The 15,319-nt window shown below is 41.5% G+C and carries 18 protein-coding genes; 14 read left to right on the top strand and 4 right to left on the bottom strand.

Annotated features, from left to right (window positions below; genetic code table 11):
• Positions 1–62 precede the first annotated feature (62 nt).
• The 3 genes from MHH65_RS12250 to MHH65_RS12240 all read left to right on the top strand — a co-directional run bounded on the left by MHH65_RS12250 (position 63) and on the right by MHH65_RS12240 (position 2,350).
• Positions 63–788 carry a DsbA family oxidoreductase gene (locus tag MHH65_RS12250; protein WP_081124601.1) on the top strand — a complete coding sequence of 242 codons (726 nt, stop codon included), beginning with the start codon at positions 63–65 and terminating at the stop codon, positions 786–788.
• Between the two features lie 99 nt (positions 789–887).
• Positions 888–1,337 carry a MarR family transcriptional regulator gene (locus MHH65_RS12245; RefSeq protein WP_052470354.1) on the top strand — a complete coding sequence of 150 codons (450 nt, stop codon included), beginning with the start codon at positions 888–890 and terminating at the stop codon, positions 1,335–1,337.
• A gap of 2 nt (positions 1,338–1,339) precedes the next feature.
• Positions 1,340–2,350, top strand: coding sequence for a serine hydrolase (locus MHH65_RS12240; RefSeq protein WP_268414508.1), 1,011 nt, complete (start codon positions 1,340–1,342; stop codon positions 2,348–2,350).
• An 18-nt stretch (positions 2,351–2,368) separates the two neighbouring features.
• On the opposite strand, the gene MHH65_RS12235 is transcribed toward MHH65_RS12240, so the two are convergent.
• Positions 2,369–3,457 carry a GntR family transcriptional regulator gene (locus MHH65_RS12235; protein ID WP_025092855.1) on the bottom strand — a complete coding sequence of 363 codons (1,089 nt, stop codon included), beginning with the start codon at positions 3,455–3,457 and terminating at the stop codon, positions 2,369–2,371.
• Positions 3,458–3,730: 273 nt separating this feature from the next.
• Between MHH65_RS12235 and MHH65_RS12230 the strand changes: the two genes are divergently transcribed.
• The 4 genes from MHH65_RS12230 to MHH65_RS12215 all read left to right on the top strand — a co-directional run bounded on the left by MHH65_RS12230 (position 3,731) and on the right by MHH65_RS12215 (position 8,916).
• A complete protein-coding gene (locus MHH65_RS12230) occupies positions 3,731–5,356 on the top strand; it encodes an FGGY-family carbohydrate kinase (protein WP_098676965.1) in 1,626 nt (541 codons plus the stop codon).
• Positions 5,350–6,054 carry an L-ribulose-5-phosphate 4-epimerase gene (locus MHH65_RS12225; RefSeq protein WP_034280028.1) on the top strand — a complete coding sequence of 235 codons (705 nt, stop codon included), beginning with the start codon at positions 5,350–5,352 and terminating at the stop codon, positions 6,052–6,054. The genes MHH65_RS12230 and MHH65_RS12225 overlap by 7 nt, the downstream gene beginning before the upstream one ends.
• A gap of 17 nt (positions 6,055–6,071) precedes the next feature.
• Entirely contained in the window at positions 6,072–7,493 is a 1,422-nt protein-coding gene (gene araA, locus MHH65_RS12220; protein WP_098676964.1) for an L-arabinose isomerase, read from the top strand.
• A gap of 82 nt (positions 7,494–7,575) precedes the next feature.
• Positions 7,576–8,916, top strand: a complete 1,341-nt coding sequence (locus MHH65_RS12215; protein WP_034280034.1) for a sugar porter family MFS transporter — start codon at positions 7,576–7,578, stop codon at positions 8,914–8,916.
• Positions 8,917–8,956: 40 nt separating this feature from the next.
• Here the strand turns inward: MHH65_RS12215 and MHH65_RS12210 are convergent, their stop codons facing one another.
• A complete protein-coding gene (locus MHH65_RS12210) occupies positions 8,957–9,169 on the bottom strand; it encodes a hypothetical protein (RefSeq protein ID WP_098676963.1) in 213 nt (70 codons plus the stop codon).
• Positions 9,170–9,419: 250 nt separating this feature from the next.
• Between MHH65_RS12210 and MHH65_RS12205 the strand changes: the two genes are divergently transcribed.
• From MHH65_RS12205 to MHH65_RS12185, 5 genes are all read left to right on the top strand, one after another.
• Complete coding sequence (locus MHH65_RS12205) at positions 9,420–9,713, top strand: spore coat protein (protein ID WP_024423071.1); 294 nt, start codon at positions 9,420–9,422, stop codon at positions 9,711–9,713.
• 18 nt (positions 9,714–9,731) lie between these two features.
• Positions 9,732–10,331, top strand: coding sequence for a GNAT family N-acetyltransferase (locus tag MHH65_RS12200; RefSeq protein WP_098676962.1), 600 nt, complete (start codon positions 9,732–9,734; stop codon positions 10,329–10,331).
• 16 nt (positions 10,332–10,347) lie between these two features.
• Positions 10,348–10,902 carry a hypothetical protein gene (locus tag MHH65_RS12195; protein WP_034280049.1) on the top strand — a complete coding sequence of 185 codons (555 nt, stop codon included), beginning with the start codon at positions 10,348–10,350 and terminating at the stop codon, positions 10,900–10,902.
• Positions 10,903–11,061: 159 nt separating this feature from the next.
• Complete coding sequence (locus MHH65_RS12190) at positions 11,062–12,465, top strand: polysaccharide deacetylase family protein (protein ID WP_141545651.1); 1,404 nt, start codon at positions 11,062–11,064, stop codon at positions 12,463–12,465.
• 107 nt (positions 12,466–12,572) lie between these two features.
• A complete protein-coding gene (locus MHH65_RS12185; RefSeq protein ID WP_098676961.1) occupies positions 12,573–12,764 on the top strand; it encodes a hypothetical protein in 192 nt (63 codons plus the stop codon).
• A 44-nt stretch (positions 12,765–12,808) separates the two neighbouring features.
• Here the strand turns inward: MHH65_RS12185 and MHH65_RS12180 are convergent, their stop codons facing one another.
• Positions 12,809–12,940 carry a hypothetical protein gene (locus tag MHH65_RS12180; RefSeq protein WP_255290957.1) on the bottom strand — a complete coding sequence of 44 codons (132 nt, stop codon included), beginning with the start codon at positions 12,938–12,940 and terminating at the stop codon, positions 12,809–12,811.
• A gap of 110 nt (positions 12,941–13,050) precedes the next feature.
• Here MHH65_RS12180 and MHH65_RS12175 point away from each other — a divergent pair, with 110 nt between their 5' ends.
• The gene (locus MHH65_RS12175) at positions 13,051–13,476 is read left to right on the top strand and encodes an NUDIX hydrolase (protein WP_098676960.1); all 426 of its coding nucleotides are present in this window, start codon (positions 13,051–13,053) and stop codon (positions 13,474–13,476) included.
• A gap of 35 nt (positions 13,477–13,511) precedes the next feature.
• Positions 13,512–13,928 (top strand): hypothetical protein, encoded by a 417-nt coding sequence (locus MHH65_RS12170; RefSeq protein WP_098676959.1) that lies wholly within the window; start codon positions 13,512–13,514, stop codon positions 13,926–13,928.
• Positions 13,929–14,218: 290 nt separating this feature from the next.
• Here the strand turns inward: MHH65_RS12170 and MHH65_RS12165 are convergent, their stop codons facing one another.
• Positions 14,219–14,701, bottom strand: a complete 483-nt coding sequence (locus MHH65_RS12165; protein ID WP_098676958.1) for a DinB family protein — start codon at positions 14,699–14,701, stop codon at positions 14,219–14,221.
• Positions 14,702–15,319: the final 618 nt, after the last annotated feature.

Below are 15,319 nucleotides of genomic sequence, written 5' to 3'. Positions count from 1 at the left end.
TTGATGTAACTATAATTGTTACATCGTTAAAGAAAAAGCGTAAACACGGAAGGAAGATGAACATGAAAGTACAAATTTGGTCAGATATCGCCTGTCCTTTTTGTTATATAGGAAAAAAACAGCTGGAAACAGCGCTAGAACAATTCCCAGAGAAGGACCAGGTAGAGATAGAGTTTAAAAGCTTTGAGCTTGATCCACATGCACCTGCTCAAGTCGATTATGACGTTCATGATATGCTCGTCAAAAAATACGGCATGAGCCGCAGCCAGGCCATGGCGATGAATGAGCAGGTGAAGCAGGCCGGCAAAGAGAAAGGAATCGATTTTCAATTTGATCCGCTCGTGTTGACCAACACCTTTGATGCTCATCGATTGGCGCAATATGCTGGTCAAATGGGGAAAGGCGATTTTGTCATGGGAGAACTGTTTCAAGCATATTTTACAGATGGAAAGCATGTTGGTGACCGTCAAACTCTTTTAGACATTGCAGAAAAAGCTGGTCTTGATGAGAAGGAAGTACAGCAAGTTTTAGGCAGCGAAGCATTTACCGATCATGTCCGAAAAGATGAACAAGAAGCGAGACAGCTTGGTATCAATGCTGTTCCGTTTTTCTTGATCAATGACAAGTATTCAGTTGCAGGTGCGCAGCCGGCCGATACGTTCCTGCGCGCACTTGAAACAGCTTGGACAGAGGAAGCAGCTCAAGCAGAAAAAGCGTCTGCCAATTCTTTTGAAGCGGCATGTGCAGATGGCGTATGCGCGGTGCCTACTCCTAAAGAAGAAGCGTAATAGCAAGTTCCCTATCTTTCTAAAAGATGGGGATTTTTTCTTGTTTTAATATAAAGGTTGCTTTATACTTAAGTTATCTTAATTATGAAGGTGATAAAAGTGACATCCAAAACAGCTATGATTCAAGAGCTAAACAATATCGAAGCCCGCATCCATCAAAAGCTCCGATTAGAGTTTGAAGAATTATTTGTAGATGAGTTAACCGATAAGCAGCATATTGTACTGAATTTTATTGAGCAGAAAGGGGGAAGTTCTCCTATTCAAATTGCCCAGCAATTAGGCATCACTCAAAGTGCAGTGAGTCAATTGTTAAACACGCTTGAAAAAAAAGAATGGATTCGCCGCAGCATTAACCCGAATAACCGGAGGGAATTGCATGTTGAACTTTCTGAGAAGGCAAAAACGTACCTTGAGAATATGCGAAAGGTAGAGCTTGCGATTATTGAAAAATATTATTCAGCATTATCCTTCGATGAGATCTCCACATTGACATCGATTTATGAAAAGCTTGATCAATTGATCCCACATCAAAACGAAGAGAAAGGATGAGAATGAATGACGCTCAAACAAGAAGTACAGAGAATTCCTCTTATACAGAGAAAAAGAAGGAGGCGCTGCTTGTGATCGGACTGATTCATCAAGGGGAAACGCATGTCTTTCATTTCGGGGATCACCCTATACAAAAGCGAGTGCAGCCAGAGGATGTCATTTTTGAGATTGGCTCGATTTCAAAAGTCTTTACGACAAGTATATTGGCAAGCATGATGCAAAAAGGGCAGATGAAACTCGATAATTCGATTTCTCTGTATTGTCCTCACATTCGAAAGAATCACCCCATTCAAATAGAGCAGCTGGCAACCCATACGTCTGGTCTTCCTCCGCATCGTCTTCTTAGAGATTTGCAGCTATGCTTCCTTCCTAAAGTGAGAAGAGATATGTTCTGTCAGTATTCACTCGATGAATTAATGAAACTGTTAAATTCGAAAAAGTGGAATCAGCCAAAAAGCTTTCCATCTCGTTATTCCAATGTGGGTATGGGTCTGCTTGGTTTAATCATGGGCTGGTCTCGTCACAAAACATATGAACAGCTATTGATGGAATATATCGTGGATGAGCTTCATCTATCAAGTACCTTTATTACGATTAAGGATAATGTAGAAGCAAAGATGTTCTTAGGGCATCGGGAAAATGGAAAAGAGGTTCCGCCGCTTCATATGCTTGACTATCAAGGAGCTGGCGCTATTCGCTCGACCATCACAGATTTATTGTCATTTCTCTCTAGCCATCTACACGCAGATGCGGATTCTTTTTGGAAAATCACGCATGAACCAAGACGGGATATGGGCAGGAACATGTCAATGGGACTCGGCTGGGTCATCGATGACACAGGACTCATTTGCCATAATGGGGCGACGTCTGGATTCTCCAGTTTCATGGGCTTCCGCCCGCATTCAAAAACAGGCGTGGTCGTTTTATCCAACTACCGTAATCGAATCACGCAAGACTCTCCCGATCGTATAGCGTATGATCTGCTGGATATGCTGGAATCTAAAATAAAATGAGCCACTTGGAGTAGGGGCTCATTTTATTCGTTTGATCGTTTCACCTGGAACCAATTCAGGCTCGTAAAACGTTTGATCAGGGAGATTCTTTTTCCCTTGAACTTTTTTAATCATCCAGTCAGCTGCATCCCGGCCCATTTGCTCCTGAGGATGGGTCAGTGTTGTCAGCTTCACATGGGCATTTTTCTGGGCGATATATGAATTATCCTGTCCAATAATCGAGAGATCATCTGGAATGGACAGCCCGATTTCGCTGCATACATTGGCTACTTCTAAACCTACCTCATCGTTATAGCAAACAAGGGCAGTCAGCTCATGTCTGTGCGCCATCAGGAATGTGGAAATTTGCTCCCCTAAATGCTGCTTCGATTCTGTATCGAAAAAAAGCACATGCTCAGGCAGGAAATTAAGCTTCGCTTCACCTAGCGCCTGAATATAGCCCTTCATCCGATATTTTCCCTGTAAATCATCTGTTTTTGAAATAAGCCCAATTTGCTGATGTCCAGAGGTGATCAGCTCTTTTGTGGCTAAATAGCTGGACTTCACATCATCCAAACAGAGAAAAGGAACCTCTAACTGCTCATAATAGGCATTGATCATAATGAGCGGTACATCCTGTTCTTTAAAGGATAAATAGTACGAGATGTTTGGGTTATATAAATTGCTTTTCGTCGGTTCGACAATAAGTCCGTCCACACCAAACGACAGCATCATTTCCAGCGCTTTTTTCTCCTGCTCAACATCGTTATTTGTGCTTGCCAGTAATAAAGAATAGTTCTCTTCGTTTAAACGGCTTTCAATGCCTCGAATGATAGAAGGAAAAATGTAATCGGATATGTATGTTGTAATGACACCAATTGTTTTCATATGTGCATGTCCCGCAGGCTTTGTTTGATATTGATTGGTCACAAATGTGCCCGAACCTTTTTCGCTGCGCAAAAATCCTTCGCTGGACAATTCCAAAATGGCTTTTCGAACTGTATGTCTGCTCACTTGATACATGTCTTGCAGGCTTGATTCGGTTGGAATACGCTCCCCGATCCGATAATCCCCTGTGAGTATTTTGCTTTTTATATCATCAATAATGATCTGGTACTTCTTTTTCATCGTTTCACTTCTTTCTCAGTTGATCATCTACTCGGATTGAGAAGAAATTGTATGGACATATTTTAACATGGTTGTCGGATCAAAAACAGGCGCTTCCCTTTTCTGTTATGACCCCTTCAGAAAAAATGAAAGTTTTTGTCGCATTATGTATGTACAACTATATTTAATATTGACATATGTACGTACAAATATTATATTGTGATTGTACCAGAGAATCAATGAATCTAGAAAAAGAAAATTGAAACCGCTATCAAAAATGGGGGTGGACGTAGAGTGGATCACAAAGAGACGGCCAAAGCCTTGAAAGAAGGACGGACATCTTTAGGCATTGAATTTGGTTCAACACGAATTAAAGCGATTTTAATAGATGAGGAATTTCAGCCAATTGCACAAGGTGCATATGAATGGGAAAGTTTTCTCGAGGATGGAATATGGACGTACAACTTAATTGATATCATTACAGGTCTGCAAGTGGCGTATCGAGAGATGAAAGAACAGGCTGAGCAAAAGTATGGTGTGACCATTCAAACCATTGGCTCAATCGGGGTATCAGCGATGATGCATGGCTATGTGGCATGTGATCATACAGGAGAGGTTCTCGTTCCGTTCCGAACATGGCGGAACGGAGCGACCACCGAGGCGAGTCAAAAGCTGACAGACGTATTTCAATTTCATATTCCAGAAAGATGGAGCATAGCCCATTTGTATCAAGCGGTATTAGAAGAGGAAAAACATCTATCCCGATTAGAATATATGACCACTTTGTCAGGATATATTCACTGGCTGTTAACCGGAAAGCAGGCCATTGGCATTGGGGATGCGTCAGGTATGTTCCCAATTGACGAACAAACGAAGGACTACAATGAAGAAATGCTCCAGCAATTTGAAGCATTGATTGCAGAAAAAGGCTATCCGTGGAAGCTCCGGCACCTTCTGCCGCGTGTTTATTTAGCAGGCGAAGAGGCAGGCATGTTAACGGCAGCAGGAGCAGCCATTTTGGATCAAGGAAAACATTTGCAGCCAGGCATTCCATTTTGCCCGCCAGAAGGTGACGCTGGAACGGGAATGGTGGCGACAAACAGTGTAGAAAGACGGACCGGGAATATTTCTGTTGGGACGTCGGTTTTTGCCATGATTGTGCTGGAGCAGGATCTAAAAGGTGTGTATCCAGAAGTGGATCTTGTCACGACGCCGGATGGACTGCCAGTTGCCATGGTTCATGCGAATAACTGTACAAGTGACTTAAACGCTTGGATGAATATATTCAGAGAGGCATTTGAAGCACTTGGCCTGCAAGTGGAGTCAGAAAGGTTATACGAATCCTTATTGCAGCAAGCTTTAAAAGCAGATCGAGATGGCGGCGGACTCTTAAGCTATGGCTATTACTCTGGTGAAAATATTACGAGACTGCCAGAAGGAAGACCTCTTTTTGTCAGGTCTCCTGAAAGCCGCTTTAACCTTGCTAATTTCATGCGAACCCATTTGTTCTCTGCTTTTGGTGCTATGAAAATAGGTATGGACCGGTTAAAGGAACAGGAACATGTAGTGATCGACCGCTTACTAGGGCATGGGGGATTATTTAAAACACCGCTCGTTGGACAAAAAATGGTTGCCGCAGCACTGAATACACCTGTATCAGTCGTTTCAACAGCCGGAGAAGGCGGTGCGTTTGGGATGGCTGTCCTTGCTTCGTATATGGTCCATCAGCAGCAGCAAACATTGGCTGAATTTCTCACCCACCGCGTATTTGCCCATACATCAGAAGAACTCATGGAGCCCGATCCACTCGATGTCAAAGGCTTTAACGAATTTTTAAAGCGCTATCAAAATGGTCTTGCGATTGAAGAAGCAGCGGTAGCGCATCTCATGCCAAAGAAAGGAGTGACGACGGTATGCTAGATCGCTTAAAAGAAGAAGTGTATCAAGCAAATTTAGATTTGCCAAAATACGGACTTGTGAAATTTACATGGGGTAATGTCAGTGCATGTGATCGTGACAGTGGTTTGTTTGTGATTAAGCCGAGCGGCATAGCGTATGACCAACTATCAGCAAAAGATATGGTCGTGGTGAACTTTGATGGTGAAGTGGTGGAAGGAGAATTGAGTCCTTCGTCAGATACAGCTACACATGCAGTTCTTTACAAACACTTTGAGGAAATTGGCGGCATTTCACATAGCCATTCCATGTGGGCAACCGTTTGGGCGCAGGCAGGACTTGATTTACCAGCAATGGGCACAACACATGCCGATACATTTTACGGCGCCGTTCCGTGCGCTCGTTTTCTAACAGAAGAAGAAGTCAATCGGGGTTATGAGGTAGAAACGGGCAAGCTGATTATCGAAACGTTTGAGAAAAGAAACCTAGATGTGATGGCGGTGCCGGGTGTATTGCTTCAAGGGCATGGTCCATTTACATGGGGGAAGGATGCTAAAAGTGCGGTCACAAACAGTGTGATTTTAGATGAAGTCGCCAAGATGAATCTTTTTGCCAAGCAATTGAACGAATTTGCTGAGCCATTGCCGCAGCGAATTTTAGATAAACATTACTTAAGAAAACATGGAAAGCATGCGTATTACGGACAAAAACCTTCAAGATAAAGAAAAGAGGGATATTTATGTTAACAAGTCTGAAAAAAGAGTTTTGGTTTATCGTTGGGTCACAGCATTTATATGGTGATGAAGCACTGCAAAAAGTAAAAGCAGATGCACAAAAGATGACGGATGCTTTAAATGAGAGCGGTTTACTTCCTTATCCAGTGATCTTGCAGGACCTGGCTGTCAGTGCCGATCAAATCACAAAGCTTATGAAAGAGGTCAATTATCGTGATGAAGTTGTCGGTGTGATGACGTGGATGCATACATTTTCTCCAGCAAAAATGTGGATACGCGGCACCAGTCTTTTGCAAAAGCCTCTTTTGCATCTTGCTACACAATATTATGAAAAGATTCCATGGGACACGATCGACATGGACTATATGAATCTCCATCAATCCGCACATGGAGACAGAGAATATGGCTATATCAATGCACGTTTAAATAAACAAAACCAAATTGTGACCGGTCATTGGTCTAAGCCGGAAGTGCAGCAGCAAATTGCGGATTGGATGGACGTTGCGGCTGCCTATCATGAGAGCTTTCACATCAAAGTAGCCCGGTTTGGTGACAACATGCGGCATGTGGCTGTGACAGAAGGCGATAAAATCGAAGCGCAGATTCAATTAGGATGGACCGTTGACTACTTTGGAATAGGCGATCTCGTCGAATATGTAAATGCAGTAGAAGACGAAGAGGTAGATGCATTATTTGCTGAGTATTTAACGCAATATGATGTGAATTATGGAACGTATTCAGTTGAAGAGTGGGAAAAAAGTGTCAAGGTGCAGGCGCGATATGAGATCGCCATCAAACGTTTCTTAGATGAAGGCGGCTATAATGCCTTTACAACAAACTTTGAAGACTTACATGGGATGAAGCAGCTGCCTGGACTTGCGGTACAGCGGCTGATGGCAAAGGGATACGGCTTTGCCGGGGAAGGTGATTGGAAAACGGCCGCACTTGACCGCTTATTAAAGGTGATGAGCCATCATCAATCCACTGGATTTATGGAGGACTACACGTATGAAATGACATCTGGGCAGGAAGCAGTACTGCAATCTCATATGCTGGAAGTAGATCCAGCGCTTGCCCATACAAAACCTGTCATTGTCGTATCTCCACTTGGAATCGGAAACCGGGAGGATCCAGCACGTCTTGTGTTTGATGGAAAAGCAGGCGAGGGTGTCGTTGTCTCTATAGCGGATTTTGGAACACATTTCAAATGGCTGATACAAGAAGTCGAAGCCTTTGAGCCGGAGGAAGCAGCACCTCATTTACCAGTTGCGCGTGTATTGTGGAAAATCAAACCGAATTTTCAGGATGGCGTCAAAGCATGGATTAAAGAAGGCGGGGGCCATCATACAGTCGTGTCTCTCAATTTAACGGTTGATCAAATTGTTCACTTTGCAAAGCTAGTCAATGCAGAATATGTGGTTTTATAGAAGGGGGAAAGGTCTTCTACTGGTTACAGTAGAAGCACCGGGATGAAATGAAAGCGGTTAATTAAGTGAGGGGGTCATCCACTTGGAGAAAAAAGTATCAAGCAAATTTATCTTCTTTTTCGGGTCCTTTGCAGGCATCTTATTTGGATATGATATTGGTATTATTGCAGGGGCAGAGGGACATATTCAGGAAGAATTTCAGCTCAGCCCATTATGGCTTGGAATCGTTGTCTCTTCATTAATGGGCGGGGCCATCATTGGCTCCATCTTAAGCGGTCTCTTAGGGGATAAATTTGGCCGCAGAAAACTCATTTTGGTCTCATCCGTGATCTTTTTTGTCGGGGCGATCGGATCAGCTGTCGCACCAGAAGAGATTTCACTCACCATCGCTCGAATCTTTTTAGGGACAGCAGTAGGAACAGCTTCATCTTTGGTTCCTGCTTACATGTCTGAAATCGCTCCTGCTAAAATCCGCGGGAAATTATCTGGGCTCAATCAGCTTATGATTGTAACTGGACTATTACTCAGCTATATTGTTGCGTTTGTGTTTGAGCCCATCCCGGACAGCTGGCGCTGGATGCTGGGAAGTGCCGCTTTATTTGCGATCGTGCTTTATATTGGCATGCTGAAGCTTCCTGAATCTCCGAGATATTTGATTAAACACGGAATGGCTCATAAAGCACGGGAAGTATTAGGATCACTGCGTTCTTCCCGTGAAGAAATCGAATCAGAAATGCAGGAAATTTTAGAAGTCGCCAAAGAAGAACGCTCGGGGATTCGTGAATTGTTTCAAAAGAAATTCCGAATGGCTCTTTTCATTGGGGTTGGAATGGCAACCCTTCAGCAAATTCAAGGCGCGAACTCCATTGTCTATTATGCAACGAGTATCGCTCGGAATGTAGGTCTTGCGCCGCAGGTCGCCGCAGGTTTTACAGTCATTGTCGGTGTCATTTTCGTCGTCACGACCGTGATCTTTTTACAATTTGTTGACCGCTTCGACCGCCGAACGATTCTCACCGTAGGGGGATCGGGCATGGCCCTTTCTTTCTTTGCTCCAGCCGCATTAGGGGCACTTGGTGTTAGTGAAGGAATTTTAAACTGGGTGACATTGATTTCACTTTGCTGCTTTATTTTGTGCTATGCCTTCTCGTGGGCACCGATCACTTGGATCATCATCGGCGAAATCTTCCCGCTTTCTGTCAGAGGCATCGGAGCAGGTATCTCTTCTGCTTTTAACTGGACCGGATCATTAGCAGTTGGACTTGTTTTCCCTATTCTGGCTGATCAATTCAGCTTTGGGGTCATTTTCTCCTCATTCGGAGTCATCTGCTTAATCGGGCTGTTATTCACCCGATTTGTGCTAGTCGAGACAAAGGGAAGAAGCTTAGAGCAAATCGAAACCGATATGGCTGCACGTGTATAAATTTAAGAAAACCATCTATCCCATGTGGGTAGATGGTTTTTTACTCAAGCGTCTGTTTGAGCTCATTTGGCAGTAAATCAATCAATTGATCATAGGAAGACAAATCCAGCACTTCAAGCAGTGCGTAATATTTCGCGTAAATTTCACTCAGCTGATCAGGATGGTTTATTTGATATTGATTCAGATGTAATTGAGTTAGTTCAAGTGCAATGTCTAGCTTGTTTCGTTCGAATGGCTGTGTCGTGTTGATCATATCGTTCACCTCTTATTTGATAATGAGTGGAAAAAATGCATTGAATAAAAAGAGCTGATGTTTTGTTTTCATGGATGACCTGTCTTCGTAAGATATCACTTGTATAATATGTTAAAATTGTCCTTTTGTAAAGATAGAGAAAACGAGGTCGATAGTGGATTTTTTTTAAAATAGACAAGCATCTAATCACGAAAGGTGCCTCTGACATACGATAGAGTGTAAGTGAAAGACAACTTGAAGGGGTGTTGAGATGAGCCGAAATCGATTAGATGATTTCTTCTTTGGACCTCGCAGAGGAAACCAAGGAGGAGACGAAACGGTTGTTTTCCCCACACGTCAAATTGTCAACACAAGAACGAATGAACAAACGATCAGAAAAATTCATCCAACGCATATCACAAACGTCAATAAAAACATCAAAAGAATCGAAAACTACTATCCGGTCACTGAATCGACTCACAACGAGTATATTGTAGAAGAATACGATTGCGGCAGTGATATCAAAAACCCTTGCTGCCGTCCGGTGAAGCGCTGTAAGTGGTAATGAAGGGGGCATCCTTTTATGGGATGCCTTTTTATATTCAGAAATAAAATTTTGATCAAAATCTTCTTTCAAGATAAAATTGGAAGTATCCATCATTCTTTTGGAGGCGGTTTTCTGAATATTCGATTGTTAACACCAGATGATGCTGAAGAATATGCAGCACTCAGACTAGAAGCCCTGCGATTAAATCCAGAGGGTTTTGCAATGAGCTATGAGGAAGAGCAAATCAATACAAAGGACAAATATAAAGCGCGTTTTGCTTCGGCCCAATCTATGTGGACTTTTGGCGCTTTTCATCAAGGGCAGCTTGTGGGGGCAGTCACGCTCATCCAAGAAACCTTGCAGAAGTTAAAGCACCGAGCGAATCTGACAGCGATGTATGTAACACCTAGTGCCCGCGGAGAAGGAGCAGGCCAGGCCTTGATGACAAAAGCTCTTTCCTTTGCGCGAGAACGGCAGGATATCGAGCAAATGTATTTATCAGTGGTGACAACTAATCACTCAGCCAAGCGCCTCTATCGCTCCGTTGGATTTGAGTCGTACGCTGTCGAAGAAAAAGCGCTAAAATGGGCTGATACATATGCAGATGAGGAAAAAATGGTTTTATTTTTATCATAGTCTGGAGGAGATAGAAGTGGATCAACAGGCCATGCGTATCATATTAGCAGCAGGACCCAATAGTGAGCTGGAATCTTTTGCCCTGCGTGCAGCACTTGAAAACTTCGGCGTGAAAGTCGATATGCATTGGATCGGAAGACCGAATGATCTGATTCATGTGTTATCTGGTAGAGCTAGAGGTGAAATAGATTACCTTCTTTTATCGTTTCACGGTGAAGAAGGAGCATTTATCATGCCTGAATTAGGGGAAGATGTTTACGAAGATGAGGAGCCTAGAGATACTGCCTTTGGAGTGGATGAAATCAAGCGGTATGCCTCCTTAAAAGGAGTTCATGTCATCTCTACAGGCTGCACACTAGGAGAGAAAAATTTAGCAGATGCTTTCTTAGAGTCAGGAGCTACATCTTATACGGCACCGGACGATTACATCGATGGGAATGCAGCATTTATTTTTGTGCTGACCATGCTGTACGAGCTCATGAACAATACAAAGACGGTCAGAGCGGCATTTGATCGAGCGCGTTCCATTGATGAAGAAACGAAATTATTTCAACTATATATGCAAAAGTAATCAAAGGACTGAGAAATCAAGTCCTTTTTTTATTCCTCTCTAAAAATGTGTCGAAAATGTGACAGTTATGTGATTTGCAAACTAAAAAGGGTGCATGCAAAGTCTATCCTACAAACACACGTCATTCAGGCGTGACGGCATCACGAGAGGAGAATCATTGTGTCAATGAAATGGAAAGTCAGTCTCGTCCTATGCGGACTTGCGATGATCATCGGAATCGCTGCGTTTTATCATAATCAGCAGGCAAGCGGGACAGAGAAGAAGAAGGTAGAACCAGATGCGAGCTATAAAGAAGTTGAAATTGTGACCCTCGTGAATGACGGGAGATACTTGAGATATGCTGTGAACTATCCTGTGTTTCATCAAAAAAAGCTAGATCAAGAGATGAAAAGATTTGCAGAAACAGAGCTGGACAAATTCAAAACATCGTTTAGTGAAGCAAGTGATGTCGATGAAGATCATCGATACGAATTAAACATAGATTACGAGATTACTCATTATGCCAAACAAACTGCTGCGCTCAAATTCCATACATATGAATGGAAAGGCGGAGTAAAAGGCGCACATGAAACGAAGATATTCAATTTTGATTTCAAGAAACAGCAGTTTTTATCAATTGATGATCTATTTTTATCAAAGAAAAAAAGTCTGCAAAAACTGTCTCAAATGACATTTGAGGAGTTGAAAAAAGATCGCTCTCTTACTGAAAACGAGCATTTGCTCAAACAAGGAACGTCTCCTAAGGCAGAGCATTATCAGTATTTTGCCATCAAAGATCGTTTTATTGAATTTTACTTTCCAGCAGGGCAAATTGCACCAGGCAAACAAGGCCCTCAAGTGCTGGCGATTAAGAAAACACTGCTTAAAGGCATGTTAAAGCCAGAATACATCAATAAAGAAAAGAACAAAAACGAGAAAAAAGAACCGATCGCAAAAAGAAAGATCGTAAAACTGCCAAAACAGGGAGTATTCAACCCAAATCAAAAAGCCATTGCCCTTACATTTGATGATGGACCAAATCCATCAACGACCTCAAAAATCTTAACAGCTTTAAAAGAAAACAAAGGACACGCGACATTTTTTGTATTAGGAAGCAGGGTTCAATATTATCCCGATATGCTGGGTGAAATCAGAAAAGGCGGAAATGAAATCGGAAATCATTCCTATAGTCATCCTTTACTCACAAGACTGCCATTAAAACAAGCCATCAAGCAAGTAGAAGATACACAGCAAATCATTGAAAAAGCAGGCGGGTTCACACCGACTCACTTTAGACCGCCATATGGTGGAACAAACAGGCAGATCAACGCGGCTGTCAACATGAAAGTTACGCTTTGGGATGTAGATCCTGAAGACTGGAAATATCGCAACAGCCAATACGTCGCCAACTACATTCTCACACATGCGTCTAGCGGAGAAACCGTCTTAATGCACGACATCTATGACACCTCTGCAAACGCAGCTGTCACGATCATCAAGGAATTGACCAAACAAGGATATCAATTACTAACCGTATCGGAGCTTGAGCAGTGGAAGGAAATACGGGCGAAAAAGGTGAATTGAATACGTAAAAAAGATGCGAGTCTTAGAGGATTCGCATCTTTTTTAAAGCCAATTATGAACATGGAGGAAAAATATGTTAAAGTGGTTGTAGAAAGGGAGGGCTTCGAATGATGTTGATGAGGTTGATCAGCATATATATGCTGACAGCGTTTAGTTTGGGATTTGTCGTAAACTATGTACCTGGTTTGATGCTGCCCGTCTATATACTTGCGATGATTGGGCTCATTTTATGTCTCGCACATATTGCGCTCCATTATATTCGGCGAATTAGATATATGTTGTTTGATGAAAAACGATAAGATTTCTCCTAGTGCAAAAACCTCCTGCTAGATGCGTGAGGTTTTTATTTTTTCGGTTTTTGATGTTCTAACAGTTGGATGATTTTCTCGTTTGACGCTTTGAGTTGTCTCAAAAGAGAAACGATATTTCTTGTAAATCTTGTGAGTACAATAAGTAAAATGTTGATCATCCACATGCTCTGGCCTCCAATCGCTGACTACTAATACAGTATAATAAGAATGTATAAAATGAACAGTTCGTGCCATATATTCGGCATTTGAATGGAGAATGTTGAGGGGGATTTATTTGAAACGAGTAGACGTGGTTTCAGCTATTATTTATGACGAGGAAGAAAATCTATTAACGGTCAAGAATGTAAAGGGATATTGGGAACTTCCGGGCGGTGCTGTAGAGAAAGGTGAACACCTGCAGCAGGCTGTCATCCGCGAAGTGAAAGAAGAGACAGGATATGTTGTCAAAGTAAATGAACTTCATTCGGTTCGAGAAGCATTTTTTCAAGATAAAAAACATCACGCACTTATCATTACGTTCTTTGCGGAAATCATCGGGGGAGAGATGAACATTCTAGATCCGGATCATGATATTGAAGAAGTAAAATGGGTCAGCACTCAAACCTTTCAAAAGCTAAACCTAAAGTTATATCACATGCTAAAGTTAAACCAACAAACACAAGCTTTTTATGATTTTGAGGGAAATAGAACAATTGGTTGAATCCAAATTGATAGAGGCATGAAGGAGCGATATTGATGTTTTTATACTATGGGCCTACAGAAGCTCCGATAGAAAATCCCGGACAAGAATTCATGAAAAGAATCTTCTTTCAGGAGGGTGAAGAGTATTGGAAACAAGGTAACGGGGAATCTTCCATTGAGATAGAGGAAGATTGGGAATGCGAGACTCTAGTTTTCTTTTATACTGAGCCGTATGGATTCTTTATCATCAGATATCCAGATTGTTTAGTCCCTTTTCAAAAGGTAGAAAAGATCGAAACGATCGAGCATTTCATAGCAGGATCACCATTGCATGTGCCATCGTGCAGCTATGTCGACCGCAATCAGGCTTATCAAATCGTCCAATACTTTTTGACGACAAAAAAGGTACCTGACTTTGTTGAATGGGTCGAGTTGAGGAATATTGATTTTCAGCATGATATGAAAAGTTAAGGGAGCAAGATAAAAGTGTGTACAGATGAAAGAATACATAGGTTAGATGAGCGTATGCATGTACATGTAGGATATTATGAACAAGGTTGTGATTATGAAGGCGTGTTTTTTAAGAGTTTAGAAACAGGAAAATCTCTTAAAGAGTTATGAGGAATACAATCATTTAGGCTTATTCATTGGGGAATATCCCATTGAAGATGATCAAATTGAAGAGAAAGGTCAGCAATTATTTGAGTGCTTTTTAAAAGAAAATGGCATTGTGGAATAAATGAATGGATCTTTAACTGACCTTACTTTTCATAAGAATGTACTGATTTTAACTTTCTACCGATAAAATTAGCAGATACAGGTGTTAATTCTTTTTCTCTTGCCCAAACAGAAAGTTGACCGATATGGTGAATTTCGTGGGCAATTATATGATGTAATATTTCATTTTTAGTGTATTCATCTTCATCCCAAGGAACTGTTACTATTCGATCTTGTTTTTCATCTAAATGAAACTTTAAAATTTCAACGATTTCATGTCGTAAAGTAGATGAGAGAGTTTTTACCTTCGTCAGAGACTTGTAATCATCAAAATTCAATACCACGTCTTCTTTACCCTGAATACCACGGAGCCAACTATATTCAACATCGATAATGTGAAAAAGAGTGTATAAAATACTCCCCACTCCACCTATGCGGTCTTGTAACAACTCTTCTGTTGTTAGTTGATGACACCAGTTAATCCATTCGTCTCTAACCTGCCAGTTGTACTCAAAAAACTTAATCATTATGATCACTCCAAAGTTAAATTGTTTGTTTAAGTACTGCTATTTCTTAAAGATATTCTTGTAGAATTAAACGACACAATGTACATGATCTGGTGTCAGTTTAGAACCAATCATACTATCAACCTTGTTTTCATAACATGACCCTTGGAAACTGTTACGTTTATAGGGTCTCTTGCAGCAAGTTGTTCTTTTGGGTAAGCGGTAGTTTATCAATGTGTTTTAACAAATTACTAAACGCCTTCCTCATACTTCTAATATCCCGAATGTTTGTTCTTGTATTGATTATACTAAGCTTTCTGACAGGTATCAAATATCAACATTTACTTTTAACAGAGCCTTTTTCTCTTCAAAAAAATTGATTAGCAAGAATACACGAAGCATCATATTTTATTTTTTCGTATTTAAATTTTTTAAGCATTAATGCAGAATACAATACTTATATGCAAATCGCTTTGCCATCATTTCCTGCAGTACTCTAAATAGTGGAGCATGATGAATTGATTTCCTTCATGCCTTAGTTCATGACCAAAATCTTGCCATTGTTCTTGAGGGCTAAGGCGGCAGCTATTATCAAAAGAAATGCAGAGTGACAGTAGCTTAGTGCCGAAATCAAAAACA

Source organism: Bacillus sp. FSL L8-0654 (assembly GCF_038629965.1).
GTDB lineage: Bacteria > Bacillota > Bacilli > Bacillales > Bacillaceae > Bacillus > Bacillus safensis.
This window is presented reverse-complemented; position numbering and strand designations above follow the sequence as displayed.